A 16676-nucleotide genomic window follows, 5' to 3' on the forward strand; every position below is an offset into this window, starting at 1 on the left:
CGTCGTGGTGGCGGTGGCGGCGGCCGTCGGATCGTAGACCCCGGCCGCCGCCCTGCCCGCACGGCTACCAGGCGAAGGCCTCCGGGGACGGGCCCGGGCCCGGGAAGATCTCGTCCAGCTCCGTCAGGACCTCCTCGCTCAGCTCCAGCTCGACCGCGCGCAGCGCCGAGTCCAGCTGCTCCTGGGTGCGCGGGCCGACGATCGGGCCGGTGACGCCCGGCCGGGTCAGCAGCCAGGCCAGGGCGGCTTCGCCGGGCTCGATGCCGTGCTTGTCCAGCAGGTCCTCGTACCGCTGGACCTGCTCCCGCACCTTGCTGTTCTCCAGCGAGCTCGCGCTGCGGCCGCCCTTGCGGCGCTTGCCCTCGCTCTCCTTCTTGAGCACCCCGCCGAGCAGTCCGCCCTGCAGCGGGGACCACGGGATGACGCCGACGCCGTACTCCTGGGCTGCCGGGATGACCTCCATCTCGGCGCGGCGCTCGGCCAGGTTGTAGAGGCACTGCTCGCTGACGAGGCCGACGCGGCCGCGCCGGGCGGCGGTCTCGTTGGCCTGGGCGATCTTGTAGCCGGGGAAGTTGGACGAACCCGCGTAGAGGATCTTGCCCTGCTGGATCAGGACGTCGACGGCCTGCCAGATCTCCTCGAACGGGGTGGCCCGGTCGATGTGGTGGAACTGGTAGATGTCGATGTAGTCCGTCTGGAGCCGCTTGAGGCTGGCCTCGACGGCACGCCGGATGTTCACGGCGGAGAGCCGGTCGTGATTGGGCCAGACGTTGCCGTTGTCGGCCGTCATGTTCCCGTACACCTTGGTGGCGAGGACGGTCTTGTCGCGCCGCTCACCGCCCTGCGCGAACCAGCTGCCGATGATCTCTTCGGTACGGCCCTTGTTCTCGCCCTGGCCGTACACGTTCGCGGTGTCGAAGTAGTTGATGCCACTGGCCAGCGCCGCGTCCATGATGGAGTGGCTGTCGGCCTCGTCGGTCTGCGGTCCGAAGTTCATGGTGCCGAGGACCAGTCGGCTGACCTTGAGTCCCGTGCGTCCGAGCTGCGTGTACTTCATGGTCCCCAGCCAAGGACGTGGAGTGCGCTCTAGGCAAGAGGATCAGGCCACTGGGTCGGGTGTCAGTCGCGCGGGAACTCGGTGGTGTCGAGGGTCAGGTCCATAACGGTGTAGCTCAGGTCGAGCCTGTCGCCGAAGTCGAGCCTCGACTCGGTGCGGTATTCGCCGCCCTTGGGGTCCGTGTAGACGTGGCATCGGCCCTGATACGGGTCGGCGATGAGGTAGATGGGGACCTCGGCCTCCGCGTATGCCGTCTTCTTCGGGCCGTAGTCGTTCATTCCGGTGCCGCGTGAGATGACCTCGGCCACGAACTCGACGTCCTCATGGAGCCAGCGCCCCTTGTCGTCCGGCTCGGCTCCGTCGCGGAACTTCGCGATGTCCGGGCAGAATCCGTTCTGGTAGCCGGGGAAGTCGATGCGTACGTCCGAGACCACCCGCGCGTCCCGCCCGAACCTGTCGTCCAAGGCGTACAGAATCCTCCGGGTGATCTGCCAGTGCACATCCCGCTGCGGCACCATATGGACGGCCCCCTCGACGATCTCCGCCTTGAACCCTTCGGGGACCATCCGGTCGAGTAGCGCGAACCATTCGTCCAGCTGCTCGGCGTTGTTGTCGGCCATGTTGATCCTGTCGGTCAATTCGACGGTCATCGTGGCGCTCCTCCCCGGCCACCTCCCGTATGCAGGCGGCCGCGCAGTACAACGATACGCACGGTGACCGGGACACGCAGGGCTCACGCCGCGCGCGCCGCGCCCCGGTACCGCCCCGGCGTCACCCCGAACTCCCTTCTGAAGGCATGCGAGAGGGCGTACGGGGAGCCGTAGCCGACCTCGCGGGCCACCGAGCCGAGCGGGGTGTCGGCGGTGCGCAGGAGTGTTGCCGCGCGGGTCATGCGCCACCACGTCAGGTACGTCATCGGGGGCCGGCCCACCAAAGCCGTGAAGCGGCGGTTGAGGGTCGCCCGGGAGACGCCTGTCCGCGCCGCCAGCCGGTCGGCGGTCCAGGCGTGGGCCGGGTCGCTGTGCAGCAGGCGCAGCGCCTCGGTCACCGTCGGGTCGGCGAGCGCGCGCGGCCAGCGGGCCGTGCCGCGGCGGTCGGGGGCCGTGGTCCAGGCGCGGATCATGTAGACGAGGAGCAGGTCGAGGAGGCTCGGCACGGCCGCGCAGGAGCCGGGCCCGGCGGTCGCCACTTCACGGCTCAACAGGTCGATGGCCGCGCGGAGTTCGGGACGCGTGGTGTCGTCGTACGGCAGGTGCACGACGTCCGGCAGCTCGGCGAGAAGGGGGTGGGTGTGGCTGCGGTCGAGGCGGTACTTGCCGCAGAGCAGCTCCGCGGCATCCGCGGCTGCCGGGTCGGCCCGGGGTGCCTCGGGGAGCGCGTCGAAGGAGACGGCGCGGGCGGCTGCGGCCGGGTCCACCGGGGCGTCGGCCAGCATGTGGCCCGCACCGTGCGGCAGCAGCACGGCGTCGCCGGGGCGCAGGGTGAGCGGCGGCCCGCCGTCGGGCAGCAGCCAGCAGCCGCCGGTGAGGGCCACGTGGAACCCCGCGCCCTCGTACGGCTCCAGGCGCACGCACCAACTCCCGCTCACCCGGATGCGGTTGGCGGACGGGCTGCCCGTCCGTACGGCGGCTATCGCGTCGCTGACCACGTCCATGGGGCCCAGAGTAGGCGGACCTGCGCGCGGCCGGTGAGCCGATTGCGTATCCGAGCGAGTCCCTGACGCATTGGATCGCTCGACCCGGGTTTCTACCGTGGTGGACATGGCCACAGAGACGGACGACAACGAACGCATCACGCTCGGCGACATCGAGATCATCAAGGTCGTGGAGGTGCGCGGCCCCTTCGGCGCCCCGGGCGACCTGTTCCCCGGCATCGAGGACACCTGGCACGCGAACGAGAAATGGCTCACCCCCGACTTCCAGGATGCGGACAGCGGAGCGGTTCTGGCCGCCGTGCAGGCGTGGGTGCTGCGCAGTGGGGGCCGGACCATCGTGGTCGACCCGGGTGTCGGCAACGGCCGCAAGCGGCCCGGCACCCCGCACTTCTCGGGGCTCGACACGGACTTCCCCGACCGGCTGGCGCGGGCGGGCGTGCGGCCCGAGGACGTGGACGTCGTCGTCAACACCCATATCCACGGTGATCACGTCGGCTGGAACACCCGGGCTGAGGGCGGCAGCTGGGTTCCCATGTTCCCCAATGCCACGTATCTCGTGCCCCGCCCCGATCACGACTACTTCGGTCCGGGCGGCGCCGCCCGCACCCCGCACGGCAACCACCGGTTCCTGTTCGCGGACAGCATCGCGCCGGTGATCGAGGCCGGGCAGGCCGTGCTCTGGGAGGACTCCCACCGCATCGACGCCCGGCTTGTCCTCGAACCCGCGCCCGGGCACACCCCCGGTTCGTCCGTCCTGCGCCTCGCTTCCGGCACCGACCGGGCCGTCTTCGTGGGCGACCTGCTGCACAGCCCGGCCCAGCTGCTCGCGCCCACGTGCAGCAGCGCGATGTGCGTGGACCCGACGGAGTCGTCGAAGAGCCGGGTCCGGGTCCTGCAACGCGCCGCCGATGAGGGCGAGTTGGTGATCCCTGCGCACTTCCCCGGGCCCGGCGCGGCGGAGATCCGGCGGGCGGGGAGCGGGTTCGAAGTCAGCCGGTGGCGGGTGTGAGCGGGGCGGCGAGCGGGGCGCGGTACGGGCCGCCGACCCCCCACGCCTGATGCAGCGCGTCCGCGAACGCGCCGGCCAGTTTGTGTTCGCCGGAGGCGTTCGGGTGCGTGCCGTCGTAGGTGTCCGTGTGGATGTCGTACGACTCCGGGACCGAGGCGAGCAGGAGCGGTGAGCGGGGTTCGTCGAGGTCCGCGATCGCCTTCGCCAGCAGGGAGTTGAAGCGGGCGACCTGCGCCGCGAAGGGGGCGTCGGACTCGGCCCGGATGTTCGGGATCACCGGGAGGACGACCATGCGCAGGGCCGGGTTCGCGGTGCGGGCTCCGGTGACGAAGCGGCGTAGGTTCTCCGCGGTCTGCTCGGCGTTCGTGTAGAAGCCGAGGTCGATCAGGCCGAGGGAGATCAACAGGACGTCGGCGCGGGTCTCGGCGACCGTGGCCGCGATCGCCGGGGCCATGTGCAGCCAGCCCTCGCCCCAGCCCGCGAAGTGGGCTTGCGGGAAGTCCGGTTCGGCGTAGTCGTGGCCGCCGCCGTACAGGGCGGTGCGGGGACCGACGACGGCACAGTCGGTGCCGGTGGCGCGCAGGTGCTGCCACATGCGGTGGCGCCAGGTGTGCTCGCCCGCGCTGCCTATCGTCATCGAGTCGCCGACGAACATGAACCTGAGCATCCGCTCATCATCGTCGATCACCCGGGCCGCGTGCGTGTGAGTCCGAACACGCCTGGCAAGCTGGGGGCATGCGTTCGTACCAGGCGGCGTCCAAGTCGTCGTCCAAGGCGTCGTTCAAGGCGTCACGTGTGGGTGGGGTCGCGGCCGCCGCCGTGCTGCTGTCGGTCTTCGCGGTCGGTCCCGCCGTCGCCGACGACCGGCCGGCCGGCTCCGACGGGTTCACCCTCCAGGATCCGCGGATCACCGAGTCCAGCGGCCTGGCGGCCTCCCGCGCCCACCCCGGCGTCTACTGGACCCACAACGACAGCGACGACGGCGCGTACCTGTACGCGGTCGACGGGCGGACCGGGAAGACCGTCGCCACGCTCACCCTCACCGGGATCGGTGACCCGCGCGACGTCGAGGCGATCTCCGTCGGCCCCGACGGAGACATCTACGTGGGCGACATCGGGGACAACCTCGGCGGCAAGTGGGACCACGTGTGGATCTACAAGCTGCCCGAGCCGAAGGAACTGCGCGACCAGACCGTGCGGGCCACGCAGTACGTCGTGAAGTACGCGGACGGGCCGCGCAACGCCGAGGCGATGATGGTCCACCCCAAGACCGGGCGGGTCTACATCGTCGAGAAGGGCGAGGACGGGGGCGGCCTGTACGAGGGCCCCGACCCGCTGGACTCGTCCGCCACGAACGTCTTCAAGCGCGTCGCCGACATCGACCTGTGGGTGACCGACGGCGCCTTCTCGCCCGACGGGAAACAGCTCGCCCTGCGCGGCTACTTCGGCGGCATCTCGTACTCCTGGAACGACGGAAAGCCGAAGCGGCAAGGCCAGTTGAGCGTGCCGATGCAGGCGCAGGGCGAGTCGGTGACGTACACCCTCGACGGGAAGACCCTCCTCTACGGCAGTGAGGGGAAGGGGAGTTCCGTGAAGCCCGTGGAGGTCGAGGGCGCGGGTGGCAGCGATAACTCCGGCGGCGCAAGCGGGAGTTCGGACGACGACGGCGGCGGCGGCGGGTTCACCGGGAAGGCCGGGGCCGTCGGGGCCGCCGTCGCTCTGATCGCCGTCATCGGGGTCGGGCGGCTGCTGCGGCGGCCCAAGGCGAAGGCGAAGTGACACCGGACCCTGGGCAGGCCGGCAGGCCGGGAGGCTGCGGCGACCGGGTGGGTGAACGGCAGAGGAGCGGGGTCACGGGGCGCTGCCCCGGACCCCGCTCCTCGGTCGCCGAGAGACTCGAATCGGTCAGAGCTGGCCGATGACGTAGTCGACGCAGGCGGTCAGTGCCTGCACGTCGGCCGGGTCGATCGCCGGGAACATGGCGACGCGCAGCTGGTTGCGGCCCAGCTTGCGGTAGGGCTCGGTGTCGACGACCCCGTTGGCGCGGAGCACCTTCGCCACGGCGGCCGCGTCGATCTCGTCGGAGAAGTCGATCGTGCCGATGACCTGCGACCGCTTGGCCGCGTCCGTGACGAACGGGGTCGCGTACTTCGACTCCTCGGCCCACGAGTACAGGCGGGTCGAGCTGTCCTTCGTGCGCGCCGTCGACCAGGCGAGGCCGCCCTGCCCGTTGATCCAGTCCAGCTGCTCGGCGAGCAGGAAGAGCGTGGAGAGCGCGGGGGTGTTGTACGTCTGGTTCTTGCGGGAGTTGTCGATCGCGGTGGGCAGCGAGAAGAACTCCGGGACGTGCCGGCCGGACGCGTGGATCCGCTCGGCGCGCTCGATGGCCGCCGGGGAGAAGACGCCGATCCACAGGCCGCCGTCGGAGGCGAAGGACTTCTGCGGGGCGAAGTAGTAGACGTCCGTCTCGGCGATGTCGACGGGCAGGCCGCCCGCGCCGGACGTGGCGTCGACCAGGACGAGCGCGCCCTCGTCGGCACCGGCGACGCGCTTGATCGGCGCGGCGACACCCGTCGAGGTCTCGTTGTGGGTCAGGCCGTAGGCGTCGACACCGGCCTCGGCCTTCGCCTCCGGGTGCGTGCCCGGGTCCGAGCTGATCACGGTCGGCTCGGCCAGCCACGGGGCCAGCTTCGACGCCTTGGCGAACTTGGAGGAGAACTCGCCGAAGGTCAGGTGCTGCGACTTGTTCTCGATCAGGCCGTGCGTCGCCACGTCCCAGAAGGCGGTCGAGCCGCCGTTGCCGAGGATGACCTCGTAGCCCTCGGGGAGGGAGAACAGGTCCTTCACGCCCTCGCGGACGCGTCCGACCAGGTTCTTGACCGGGGCCTGGCGGTGGGAGGTGCCGAGCAGGGAGGTACCGGTGGCGGCCAGGGCGTCGAGCGCCTCCGTACGCACCTTGGAGGGGCCAGCGCCGAAACGTCCGTCGGCGGGCTTGATGTCAGCGGGAATCTGGATCTCAGCCACGAGCCGGAGGGTATCCCCTCGGAGAAACCGGACGGAAACGTGTCCGTTCGATGAGACGACTTCTCCGGCCCGTGGACTTGTGGTGATCTACGGGACGGGCTCCGCCGCGACCTCGGGAGCGGTCAGCCGTACCGGCAGCTCGTACAGGTCGTTCTGGGTCACCACCGGCTTGTGGCGCAGCTCGCCGGGCTCCACCGCGAGGCGCAGGCCCGGGAAGCGGGCGTACAGGGCGGGCAGCGCCACCCCGGCTTCCAGGCGGGAGAGCGCCGCGCCGGGGCAGACGTGCGGGCCGTGGCCGAAGGCGATGTGCCGGTTGGTTGAGGCACGGGTGATGTCGAAGGCGTCCGCCGTGGGGCCGTGCGCCTGCTCGTCCCGGCCGATCGCCGCGTAGGACACGATCAGGGCGTCGCCCTGCCGGATCGTCTTCTCGCCGACCGGTACGTCCTCGGTGGCGAAGCGGATCAGGACGTGGGAGGTGGGCGTCGAGTGGCGCAGGGTCTCCTCCACCACCTGCTCCCAGGTCGCGCCGCCGGACAGGACGAGGGCGAGCTGGTCGGGGTGGGCGCAGAGGTTGACCACCGCGTTGACCATGAGCGAGATCGTCGTCTCGTGGCCCGCGGCGACCATCAGCTGGAGGGTGGAGACGATCTCCGCGTCGGTCAGCCGGTCGCCGCCCTCGGAGGCCTGGATCAGGGCGCTGGTCAGATCGTCGCCGGGCTCGGCGCGGCGGGCGGCCACCACGGCGCCCATCATCGCGGCGAGTTCGCCGAGGGTGGCGACGACCTCGTGCGGCGGGGTCTGGGTGGAGAAGAACTTGTCGAACAGGACCTTCAGGCGGGCGTGGTCCGCCTCGTCGATGCCCATCAGGTCGCTGATCACGTGCATGGGCAGCGGGTAGGCGAACGCGGCTTTCAGGTCGACGACACCGCCGTCCGCGGGCAGTTTGTCCAGGAGGCCCGTGGTCAGTTCGGTGATGCGCTCGCGCATCCGCTCCACGCGCCGCACGGTGAGCGCCTGGGCGACCAGGGCGCGCATCCTGCGGTGGTCCTCGCCGTCCACGGTGAGCATCGAGCGGCCCGGGTTGGCCAGGCCGATCAGCGGCCAGTCGGCGGGTATCTCGCCGCGCCGCCAGGCGCCCCACACCTCGATGTCCTTCACCAGGCGTCTGTCGGTGAGGAGCCGGCGGGCCTCGGCGTGGTGGGTGACCGCCCAGACCGGGACGCCGCCCGGCAGCTCCACCTCGGCCAGCGGGCCCGCCGCGCGCAGCCGGGCGCTCTCGCCGTCCAGGTCGGAGACGAACGGGTCGAGGGCGATGCGGCCGGAGTCGTGGTGGGGGCAGTCAGCCGGGGGTGTCGGGAGTGCCGGGGATGCCGGGGATGCCGAGGGTGACGGGGGTGTGGTCACGAGTCTCTCCAGGGGCTGTCAGGGGTGGTGGCCTGGGCGCGGCCGGGACAGGCTGTGATCAAGTCGGCGTCACTATAGGAGAGTTGGTGACCGGCCGGGGAGGGTCCTGCACCGGATCGGGGCAAGGCGGGGGACGCCGTGTGGCGCGGGGTGGCGCGAGAGGTACCCGGGGGCTGCATCCTGGGAGGCATGGCTGATGACATCGGCAGGGCACTACGCAAGGTCATCCGGGGCGACGTCGACTTCGGCATCGGCGCCCGCGCGCTGAACACCATGGACGCGTCCAACTACCGAAGAGTCCCGCTCGGCGTCGTCGCGCCGAGGGATGCCGATGACGTCCAAACCGTTCTCGCCCTCTGCGCGGAGCGGAACGTTCCCGTGGTGGGGCGCGGCGGCGGTACGTCCATCGCCGGGCAGGCCACCGGCACGGGTGTCGTCGTCGACTTCACCCGGTACATGAACCGGATCCTGGACGTGGACCCCGCGGCGCGCACCGCCGTCGTGCAGCCCGGGCTCGTACTCGACCGGCTCCAGGCGGCAGCCTCCCCGCACGGGCTGCGGTTCGGGCCCGACCCCTCGACGCACAGCCGCTGCACGCTCGGCGGGATGATCGGCAACAACTCGTGCGGCTCGCACTCGGTGGCGTGGGGCACGACGGCCGACAGCGTCGCCGCGCTGGACGTCGCGGCATCGGACGGCGCCGCGTACCGGCTCGGGCAGGGCTGGGACGGTGCGCCGCAAGGGCTGCGGGCCCTGGTGGAGCGGGAGTTGGCGACGATCAGGACAGGGTTCGCCCCGTTCGCCGGGCTGCCGCGCCGCATCTCCGGGTACGCCGTGGACGCGCTGCTGCCCGAGCACGGCACCGATCTGGCCCGGTTCTTCTGCGGCACCGAGGGCACGCTCGGGCTTGTCACCGGGGCGACCGTCAAGCTCGTCGAGGCGCCGCGCGCGAAGGCCCTCGCCGTGCTCGGCTACGCGGACGAGAGCGCCGCCGCGGAAGCCGCCGCGGGCCTGCTGCCGCACGGGCCGCTGACCGTCGAGGGGATGGCCGCCGACCTCGTACCGGCGGACTCGGGGCTGCCGAAGGGCGGGGCGTGGCTGTTCGTGGAGACCGGGGGCGCGACGCCGGGCGAGGCGCGGGCCGCCGCCGAGCGGATCGTGCGGGCGGCGGACGTGACGGACGCGCTGGTGGTCGACGATCCGGCCGGGCAGCGGACGCTGTGGCGGATCCGGGAGGACGCCAGCGGGACGGCGACGCGGATGCCGGACGGCAGCGAGGCGTGGCCCGGCTGGGAGGACTGCGCCGTGCCGCCCGCGCAACTGGGGCCGTATCTACGGGAGTTCAGGGGGCTGCTGCGCGAGCACGGGTTGCGCGGAACCCCGTACGGGCACTTCGGTGACGGCTGCATTCATGTCCGTATCGACTTCGATCTGCTGACGGAGCCGGGGATCGGGCGGTTCCGCCGGTTCTCCGAGGAGCTGGCCGCGCTTGTCGCCGCGCACGGCGGGTCCTTGTCCGGCGAGCACGGGGACGGTCAGGCGCGCGCCGAGCTGTTGCCGACGATGTACGGCGCCGAGCTCGTCGGCCTCTTCGAGCGGGTGAAGGGCGTGTGGGACCCCGCCGACGTGCTGAATCCGGGGATGCTGGTGCGGCCCGCGCGGCTCGACGAGAACCTGCGCTTCGCCGTGCTGCCGCGCGAACCGGTGGACGTCGTCTTCGGCTACCCGCACGACGGCGGCGACTTCTCGGCCGCCGTGCGCCGCTGCGTCGGCGTCGCCAAGTGCCGTACGGAGAGCGCTGGTTCGGGTGGCGGTGTGATGTGTCCGTCCTTCCGGGCCACCGGCGAAGAGGCGCACTCCACGCGCGGGCGGGCGCGGCTGCTGCACGAGATGCTGGCCGGTGAGGTCGTCACCGACGGGTGGCGCTCGGAGGAGGTGCGGGACGCGCTCGACCTGTGTCTGTCCTGCAAGGGGTGCAGGAGTGACTGCCCGGTGGGCGTCGACATGGCCACGTACAAGGCGGAGTTCCTGCACCACCATTACGAGGGGCGGCGCCGGCCGATGGCGCACTACGCGATGGGGTGGCTGCCGCGCTGGCTCCGCCTCGTCGAGCGGACACGGACGGCAGGGATCGTCAACTACTTCGGTTCAGTAGGGGTGTTGGCGGGGATCGCGAAACGGGTCGGCGGGATCGCGGGGGAGCGGGAGATTCCGCGGGTGGCCCGGGGGACGTTCAGCGGTGCCTGGCATCGCGGGCTCGGGCGCCGGTTCGCGGCGGCACGGCGCGGTGGACAGGGGAGTGACGGCCAGGAAGTGGTGTTGTGGCCCGACACCTTCACCGACCACCTGGCACCGCAGGTGGCGGGGGCCGCGACGCGGGTCTTGGAGGCGGCCGGGCTCGCCGTGACGCTGCCGCCGACGCGGACGTACGGCCGCACGCCTACGGTGCGCGGCCGGGTCTGCTGCGGGCTCACGTATGTCTCCACCGGGCAGCTCGACCGGGCCCGCGCCGTGCAGCGCCGCACCCTCGACCTGCTGGAGCCGGTGCTCGCCGGTCGGCGGCCGGTCGTCGTCCTGGAGCCTTCGTGCGCGGCCGCGCTCCGCTCGGACCTGCCGGAGCTGCTGCCGGACGATCCACGGGCGCGGCTGCTCGCCGACCGGGTGGTCACCTTCGCCGAGGCGCTGGAGCGGTTCGCGCCGCACTGGACGCCGCCGCGGATCGACCGGCCGGTCGTGGGGCAGACGCACTGCCATCAGCACGCGGTGCTGGGCGACGCGGCGGAGCGGCGGCTGCGCGAACGGGCCGGTCTGGAGGGCGAGTTGAGCGGCGGATGCTGTGGGCTCGCGGGCAACTTCGGTTTTGAGAAGGGGCATTACGAGGTGTCGGTGGCCTGCGCGGAGGAGTCCCTGCTGCCCGGCGTACGGGCGGCCGGGGACGGGACGCTGGTGCTGGCCGACGGGTTCTCGTGCCGGACGCAGGTGGAGCAGCTGGCGGGGGTGCGGGCCCGGCACCTCGCGGAGGTCCTCGCGGAGGGGCTCGGCTGACGCGGTCTCTTCGCGGAGGGGCTCGGCTGACGCGGTCTCTTCGCGGACGGGCTCGGCAGACGCGGGCTCCTCAGCCACTTCAGCCACTTCAGCCGCTTCGGCCGCTTCAGTCACTTCAGCCAGGGGTCCCGCGCCCCTGGGCCGCCACCTCGTGGGCCAGCGCGATGAGGGCGGGGACCGACGGGTGGCCGGGGCCCTCGCGCCGGGCCAGGTGCACGGGCAGGGCCGGGGCGTCCGTGAGCGGGACGTAGGTGACGCCCGGGTACGGATGCATGCCGACCGTGGCGGTCGACGTGATGCCGACCGCCTGGTCCGCGGCGATCGCGGCGAGCCAGTCGTCGGTGTTGGCGACCGCCAGCGTCCGGGCGGGCCGGGCGGTCGGCGGCCACAGGCCGAGGGTGGTGGTGCCGGAGACCGTGTTCAGAGCGATGACCTGCTCGCGCAGGTCGTCGAGGGTGAGCGCGGGGCGCCGGGCGAGCGGGCTGTCGGAAGGGAGCGCCGCCACCCGGGTCTCGTGGCGCAGGAGCTCGGTGACGAGGCCGGGCGCGTCGACCGGGCCGCGCAGCAGGGCGACGTCGACGGCGCCGCGGGTGAGTCCGGCCGTGCGGTCGTCGATGCGCAGCAGTTCCAGCGGCACGTCCGGGTGGGCGTGGCGCCAGCGGCGTAGGAGAGGCGTGGTGAAGTCGCCCGCCGCTGACCAGGCGTGGCCCAGGCGCAGGGGCCGCAGCGGGGTGCGGGCGGCGGCGAGCGCGTCCTCGAACGCGGTGACGGCGACGGTCGCCTTCTCGCGGAACGCGCGGCCCTCGGGGGTGAGGGCGAGATGGTGCGTGGAGCGGTCGACGAGGCGTACGCCGAGCGCGGTCTCCAGGGCGGCGAGGGTGCGGGAGACCGCGGGCTGGGTGAGGCGCAGCCGGGCGGCGGCGCGGGTGACGCCGCCCTCTTCGGCGATCGCGAGGAAACAGCGCAGGTGGCGCACTTCGATGGCGTGGTCCCGGTCCCGGCTCATGTCCGCGGAGCATAACGGGAGCGCAGAAGGCATTTCACAGGCCGCGCCCGGCGGTTCTAGCGTGATGGTTCACGCGCGGCGCTCAGTCCAGTACCGTGGACGCGTAAGTCTAAAATAATGCACTCCGGGTCGAGAGACGGTACCGAGGTACCGAGGTACCTCGGGGCAGTGCATTCCTGGCATTCCTGATCGGGGAGAGGAAACGAGGCCTTGTGAACGGCTCGCGCACCGAACAGTCGCAGTCGCCCGTGCCGGAGGCCGTCGTCCTCACGGGGTCCGGCGGCGCGGAACCGGCCGCCGAGGCCCGCGGGGGTTCCCTCGGCCCGGTCGGCCTGGTGCTGGCCGGCTGCGTCTCGGTCCAGTTCGGCGGCGCGCTCGCGGTGAGCCTGATGCCGCGGGTGGGGGCGGTCGGCGTGGTGACGCTGCGCCTGGTGGTGGCGGCGCTCGTGCTGATGGTGGTGTGCCGTCCGCGGCTGCGCGGCCACTCGCGCGCCGACTGGGGCACGGTCGTCGCGTTCGGCGTCGCCATGGGCGCCATGAACATGCTCTTCTACCAGGCCGCGGCCCGTATCCCCCTCGGCCTGGCGGTCACCTTCGAGGTCCTCGGACCGCTGGCCCTCTCCGTCGTGGCCTCGCGCCGCGCGGTCAACTTCGTCTGGGCGGGCCTCGCGCTGTGCGGCGTCTTCCTGCTCGGCGGTGCGGGCGACGGGCTCGGCGGCCTCGACCTGGTGGGCGTCGCCTTCGCGGTCGCGGCGGGCGCCATGTGGGCGACGTACATCATCTTCAGCGCCCGGACCGGCCGCCGCTTCCCCCAGGCCGACGGGCTCGCGCTCGCGATGGCCGTGGCGGCGGTGCTCAGCCTGCCGCTCGGCATCGCGGCCTCCGGCACCCGGCTCCTCGACCCGGTGACGATCGGCCTGGGCTCGGCCGTCGCGATCCTCTCCTCGGTCCTCCCCTACACCCTCGAACTCATCGCCCTGCGCCGCCTGCCCGCGTCCACGTTCGCGGTCATGATGAGCCTCGAACCGGCGATCGCGGCCCTGGCCGGCTTCCTGGTCCTGAGCCAGGCCCTGACCTTGATCCAGGCCCTGGCGATCGCCCTGGTCATCGGGGCGAGCATGGGGGCGGTGCGGACGCAGGTGGGGCGGAAGAAGAAGCGCTGAGCCGCCGCCGCGCGGCCCAGCGCTCCCCATTCCGCGTCAGAACAGGTCCGTGAACCTGTTCCAGCCGGCCGTGCCGACCAGCACCCGGGCCGCGTACTTGCCGTCCCCGGTGGAGGCGTACCGCCACAGCTTGCCGGAGGCGTCCCGGGCCAGCAGCGCGGCCCGCCCGTCGCCGGTCAGGTCGCCGGGGCCGACGAGAGCCGTGTAACCGGCCCAGCCCGGACCGATCTTGACCCGCGCGGTCACCCCGCCGGTAGCCGTTCCGTAGTACCGCCACAGCGCACCGGCGGAGTCGACCCCGAGCAGGTCGCCGCGCCCGTCGCCATTGAGGTCGCCCGCCCCGACGATCCGGTTGTAGAGCTTCCAGTTGGTGCCGATCCGCACCTTCGTCTTCAGCCGGTGATCGGCCGTGCCGGCGTAGAAGTACATGTCACCGGTGGTGGTCTGACGGGCGATCAGGTCGGCGTAACCGTCGCCGTTGACATCGCCGGACGACGTCAGGCGGTCGTACTGTCCCCAGCCGGACCCGATCAGCGTGTACGGCGACGACGCGGAGACGATCTTCCCGCAGCCGGGCCGGTACGCCCGAAGCTCGTTCCCGACGCGTGCGAGCACGTCGTCACACCGATCGCCGTCCACGTCCCCGAAGGGTACGAGCAGGGTGTTCGCGGCGAACTTGTCGCCGGACGCGGCGGTACGGGCGGACAGGGTGCCCGTCCCCGTGCCCCGGTACAGGGACACGGTCCCGTCGGGGTCGGTGGCCAGCAGATCGCCGAACCCGTCGTCCCCCACCATGTCCCGCCACACGGCGGCGCCACCGCTCACGTTCACGGTCCCGGAGACCGTGAGAGCGGCCCCCTGCCCGTCGGCGGGCCGCGCGGTCAGGGTCCAGGTGTAGGCCCCGTTGTTCACGAGCTTGCCGCTCGTGTCCTTCCCGTCCCACGACGATGTGACCTGACCGCGGACCTCGCCCCCGGTCAGGGTGCGCACGACCGTGCCCGTCGCCTTGTGCTTCAGGGCCAGCGACCACGAGGCGCCCGGCTTCGAAAGCCACCAACGCGGCGCCCAGGCACCGGACTTGAGGTCTACGGTGGCGGGCGTATCGGCGTCGATGGCAGTGACGGGGGACGCGGGGACGCCCGACGGGACGATCCGCACCCGCCGGTCGCCGCCCGTGTAGGCGACATGGCCGCCGAAGCGGTCGACGGTCCAGCCGGACCTGCGCCCGGTCCGCTCGCCGAGCTCGGCGGCGGTGACCACGACCCGCTGCGGCAGATCCGCCTCCTTGGCACCGGTCTTCAGGCCGTCATGCAGATCTACGAGGGTGAGGCCGGCCGCGGCCGAGCGGTGGACCAGGTAGCCGTCGCCGAGGAGCGTCTCGTCGGCGCCGAGCTTCACGGACGCCTTGGTCTGCCGGTCGTACACACCGGCGCCCTGGAAGTCGTTCCAGTAGTCGCTGCAACGCCAGTACACCCAACGTCCCACGGCCTGGAGGTCGCTGGGGACACAGCCCGCGTCGAAGGATTCACCGGCGGCGTTCGTCGCCAGGTTGCGGGCCGCCACCTGGGTCGACACACCCGAGCTCGTGTCGTCCCACGCACCGGCGGCGCTCCACAGGGTGTTGCCCCAGACCGAGGCCGCGACCGGCTCGCGCTTCATGAGCACGCTCCCGCTGTCGGCGACCCCGAACCGGAGGACCGCCTGCTGTCCGCCCCACCCCTGGTTCACGATGCCGAAGCGTCCGGAGAGGTCGACGAGCTCGGGGCTGCCGAGCCCGGAGGTCACCCGCGGCCCCCTCGCGGCTTCGCCGTTCTTGTAAAGCATGGTGACGTCCTGCTCGGTCCCGGCCTTGCGACCGTGGTACCCGTCGCCGCTCGCGAACATGGTGACGCAGTACGGGCCCTCACCGGAGCTGGAGCCGCAGTCGGCGTCGCGACCGGACACCGGGCCGTCGACGGTCGACCGCAACTCATCCGGGCGGCCGGAGGTCTTGAGCCAGGTGCTCCGGTAGCCGCCGACGAGGGTGCCGGGCGCGTAGTTCTGCGAGTCGTCGGCCGTGGTCAGGATGCCGCTGCCCAGCGAGATGCCGGCCGGGTCGGCCTCCCGGTCCTCGATGTCCGCCAGGCGCTTGCGGGTGATGGTGCCGTCGGCGGCGCGGGTGAAGCGGTAGTACCCCCAGTCGAGCGCGCCGTCGGTGGTGTTCTCCTCCGCGCCGGCCACCAGGAGTGAACCGTCGGGCGTGCGGTGCACCGAGGTGGAGGCGACGGCAAGCAGCGACTCCAGGTGGTTCCCCGAGGTGTCGCGCAGCACGAGCTGGTTGCCCCGGTACTCGTTGTTGCCGGGGTTGGGCGGGGACACGGTGACGAGGTCGTCGCCGAAGCGCCGGACGACGTCGTCGTAGGCCACGTCCCGCAGGTCGAGGGTGGTGGGCTCCGCGTCCAGGTCGGCACGGCTGTACACCTGGGCGGCGTAGCTGGACGGGGCGCCGAGCTGGAAGACGGTGTCCTGGTCGAAGGAGACGCTGTCGCCCTGCGGGGAGAGGGCCTTCACCTTCCCGGTGGCGAGGTCGACGACCCACCACCCCTGGGACATCGTGCTGTCCTCCCACTTGATGCCGCGCACGGCCACGGACCGGGCGTCGCCCTCGCTGATGGTGAGGTTCCACCCCTGCGGCAGGCCCGCCAGCTCCTGGTCCCGCACCTGGCCGTCGTCCAGGCGCAGGAGGTGCAGGCTCGTCTCGGCGCCCTCCGGGCCGGTCCGGGTGATGACGGTGTCGCCGTACGTCGCGACGTACGACTGGCCGTCCGGGACCGGGACCGTGGCCGTCGCGCCGCCGCCCGCCCGCTGCTGGAGTGTCACGTGCGGGGCGGGGGAGTCCGCGTAGACGGCCACGGTGTCGGAGCCGTGGCCGAAGTCCGCCGGGTACTCGGTGAAACGGAACCGGTCCACGTCGTAGTCGAGCGGCTTGGGCAGCCGGTGGTCGAGGACGGTCGTCGCGCCCGAGGCGTAGTCGATCCACCGGAGGCGGTCGTCGCCCTCCTGGGCGGTGAGGAACCCGGTCTCACCGGCGTTCAGGACGATGGTGGCGCGGGGCACGAAGCGGGCCCCCGGGCTGATGACGACGGGATCGGCGGACGCGGCGGCAGCGGCGGCGAGGGCCGGCCCCGCGGTGGTGCCGATGGTGCCGGTCACGGCGAGCGTGACGACGAGAGCGGTGAGGCCGAGCGCGCGTGTACGGCGCGGGGCCCGTCTGTTCAACGGACGCGGACGAGTCGACGGACGAGTCACGAAAAGATTCCCTCCCCAGGGTGGCC

At 72.2% G+C, this 16676-nt stretch carries 12 protein-coding genes; 4 read left to right on the forward strand and 8 right to left on the reverse strand.

The genetic code is table 11. From position 1 onward, the window contains the following. Window positions 1–64 precede the first annotated feature (64 nt). The 3 genes from ACIREE_RS06380 to ACIREE_RS06390 all read right to left on the reverse strand — a co-directional run bounded on the left by ACIREE_RS06380 (window position 65) and on the right by ACIREE_RS06390 (window position 2711). On the reverse strand, window positions 65–1057 hold the full coding sequence (locus tag ACIREE_RS06380) for an aldo/keto reductase (RefSeq protein WP_404147117.1): 993 nt from the start codon (window positions 1055–1057) through the stop codon (window positions 65–67). A 62-nt stretch (window positions 1058–1119) separates the two neighbouring features. Continuing rightward, the gene (locus tag ACIREE_RS06385; RefSeq protein ID WP_404147119.1) at window positions 1120–1707 is read right to left on the reverse strand and encodes a Uma2 family endonuclease; all 588 of its coding nucleotides are present in this window, start codon (window positions 1705–1707) and stop codon (window positions 1120–1122) included. An 83-nt stretch (window positions 1708–1790) separates the two neighbouring features. Next, window positions 1791–2711, reverse strand: coding sequence for an AraC family transcriptional regulator (locus ACIREE_RS06390; protein WP_404147122.1), 921 nt, complete (start codon window positions 2709–2711; stop codon window positions 1791–1793). 106 nt (window positions 2712–2817) lie between these two features. On the opposite strand from ACIREE_RS06390, the gene ACIREE_RS06395 reads away from it, so the two are divergent. After that, a complete protein-coding gene (locus ACIREE_RS06395) occupies window positions 2818–3720 on the forward strand; it encodes an MBL fold metallo-hydrolase (RefSeq protein WP_404147124.1) in 903 nt (300 codons plus the stop codon). Here the strand turns inward: ACIREE_RS06395 and ACIREE_RS06400 are convergent. Further along, a complete protein-coding gene (locus ACIREE_RS06400; RefSeq protein WP_404148175.1) occupies window positions 3701–4387 on the reverse strand; it encodes an SGNH/GDSL hydrolase family protein in 687 nt (228 codons plus the stop codon). The genes ACIREE_RS06395 and ACIREE_RS06400 overlap by 20 nt on opposite strands. A gap of 68 nt (window positions 4388–4455) precedes the next feature. Here ACIREE_RS06400 and ACIREE_RS06405 point away from each other — a divergent pair, with 68 nt between their 5' ends. After that, window positions 4456–5499: a WD40 repeat domain-containing protein gene (locus tag ACIREE_RS06405; RefSeq protein WP_404147127.1), complete on the forward strand. Its 1044-nt coding sequence runs from the start codon at window positions 4456–4458 to the stop codon at window positions 5497–5499. 126 nt (window positions 5500–5625) lie between these two features. On the opposite strand, the gene serC is transcribed toward ACIREE_RS06405, so the two are convergent. Continuing rightward, on the reverse strand, window positions 5626–6744 hold the full coding sequence (serC, locus tag ACIREE_RS06410) for a phosphoserine transaminase (protein ID WP_404147129.1): 1119 nt from the start codon (window positions 6742–6744) through the stop codon (window positions 5626–5628). A gap of 87 nt (window positions 6745–6831) precedes the next feature. After that, window positions 6832–8058: a cytochrome P450 gene (locus ACIREE_RS06415; RefSeq protein ID WP_404148178.1), complete on the reverse strand. Its 1227-nt coding sequence runs from the start codon at window positions 8056–8058 to the stop codon at window positions 6832–6834. A gap of 279 nt (window positions 8059–8337) precedes the next feature. Between ACIREE_RS06415 and ACIREE_RS06420 the strand changes: the two genes are divergently transcribed. Continuing rightward, window positions 8338–11193, forward strand: coding sequence for an FAD-binding and (Fe-S)-binding domain-containing protein (locus ACIREE_RS06420; protein ID WP_404147132.1), 2856 nt, complete (start codon window positions 8338–8340; stop codon window positions 11191–11193). A 115-nt stretch (window positions 11194–11308) separates the two neighbouring features. Here ACIREE_RS06420 and ACIREE_RS06425 read toward each other — a convergent pair whose 3' ends face one another. Then, entirely contained in the window at window positions 11309–12199 is an 891-nt protein-coding gene (locus ACIREE_RS06425) for a LysR family transcriptional regulator (protein WP_404147135.1), read from the reverse strand. Window positions 12200–12447: 248 nt separating this feature from the next. Here ACIREE_RS06425 and ACIREE_RS06430 point away from each other — a divergent pair, with 248 nt between their 5' ends. Further along, window positions 12448–13362, forward strand: a complete 915-nt coding sequence (locus ACIREE_RS06430; RefSeq protein WP_404148180.1) for an EamA family transporter — start codon at window positions 12448–12450, stop codon at window positions 13360–13362. Window positions 13363–13398: 36 nt separating this feature from the next. Here the strand turns inward: ACIREE_RS06430 and ACIREE_RS06435 are convergent, their stop codons facing one another. After that, entirely contained in the window at window positions 13399–16620 is a 3222-nt protein-coding gene (locus ACIREE_RS06435; protein WP_404147138.1) for an FG-GAP-like repeat-containing protein, read from the reverse strand. Window positions 16621–16676 lie beyond the last annotated feature (56 nt).

The organism is Streptomyces sp. NPDC102467, assembly GCF_044765445.1.
Classification (GTDB): domain Bacteria; phylum Actinomycetota; class Actinomycetes; order Streptomycetales; family Streptomycetaceae; genus Streptomyces.

Excerpts from the sequence above, each read along its gene's own strand:
- ACIREE_RS06380 (WP_404147117.1), bottom strand. The coding sequence starts at position 1,057 with ATGAAGTACACGCAGCTCGGACGCACGGGACTCAAGGTCAGCCGACTG.
- ACIREE_RS06385 (WP_404147119.1), bottom strand. The coding sequence starts at position 1,707 with ATGACCGTCGAATTGACCGACAGGATCAACATGGCCGACAACAACGCC.
- ACIREE_RS06390 (WP_404147122.1), bottom strand. The coding sequence starts at position 2,711 with ATGGACGTGGTCAGCGACGCGATAGCCGCCGTACGGACGGGCAGCCCG.
- ACIREE_RS06395 (WP_404147124.1), top strand. The coding sequence starts at position 2,818 with ATGGCCACAGAGACGGACGACAACGAACGCATCACGCTCGGCGACATC.
- ACIREE_RS06400 (WP_404148175.1), bottom strand. The coding sequence starts at position 4,387 with ATGCTCAGGTTCATGTTCGTCGGCGACTCGATGACGATAGGCAGCGCG.
- ACIREE_RS06405 (WP_404147127.1), top strand. The coding sequence starts at position 4,456 with ATGCGTTCGTACCAGGCGGCGTCCAAGTCGTCGTCCAAGGCGTCGTTC.
- ACIREE_RS06420 (WP_404147132.1), top strand. The coding sequence starts at position 8,338 with ATGGCTGATGACATCGGCAGGGCACTACGCAAGGTCATCCGGGGCGAC.
- ACIREE_RS06425 (WP_404147135.1), bottom strand. The coding sequence starts at position 12,199 with ATGAGCCGGGACCGGGACCACGCCATCGAAGTGCGCCACCTGCGCTGT.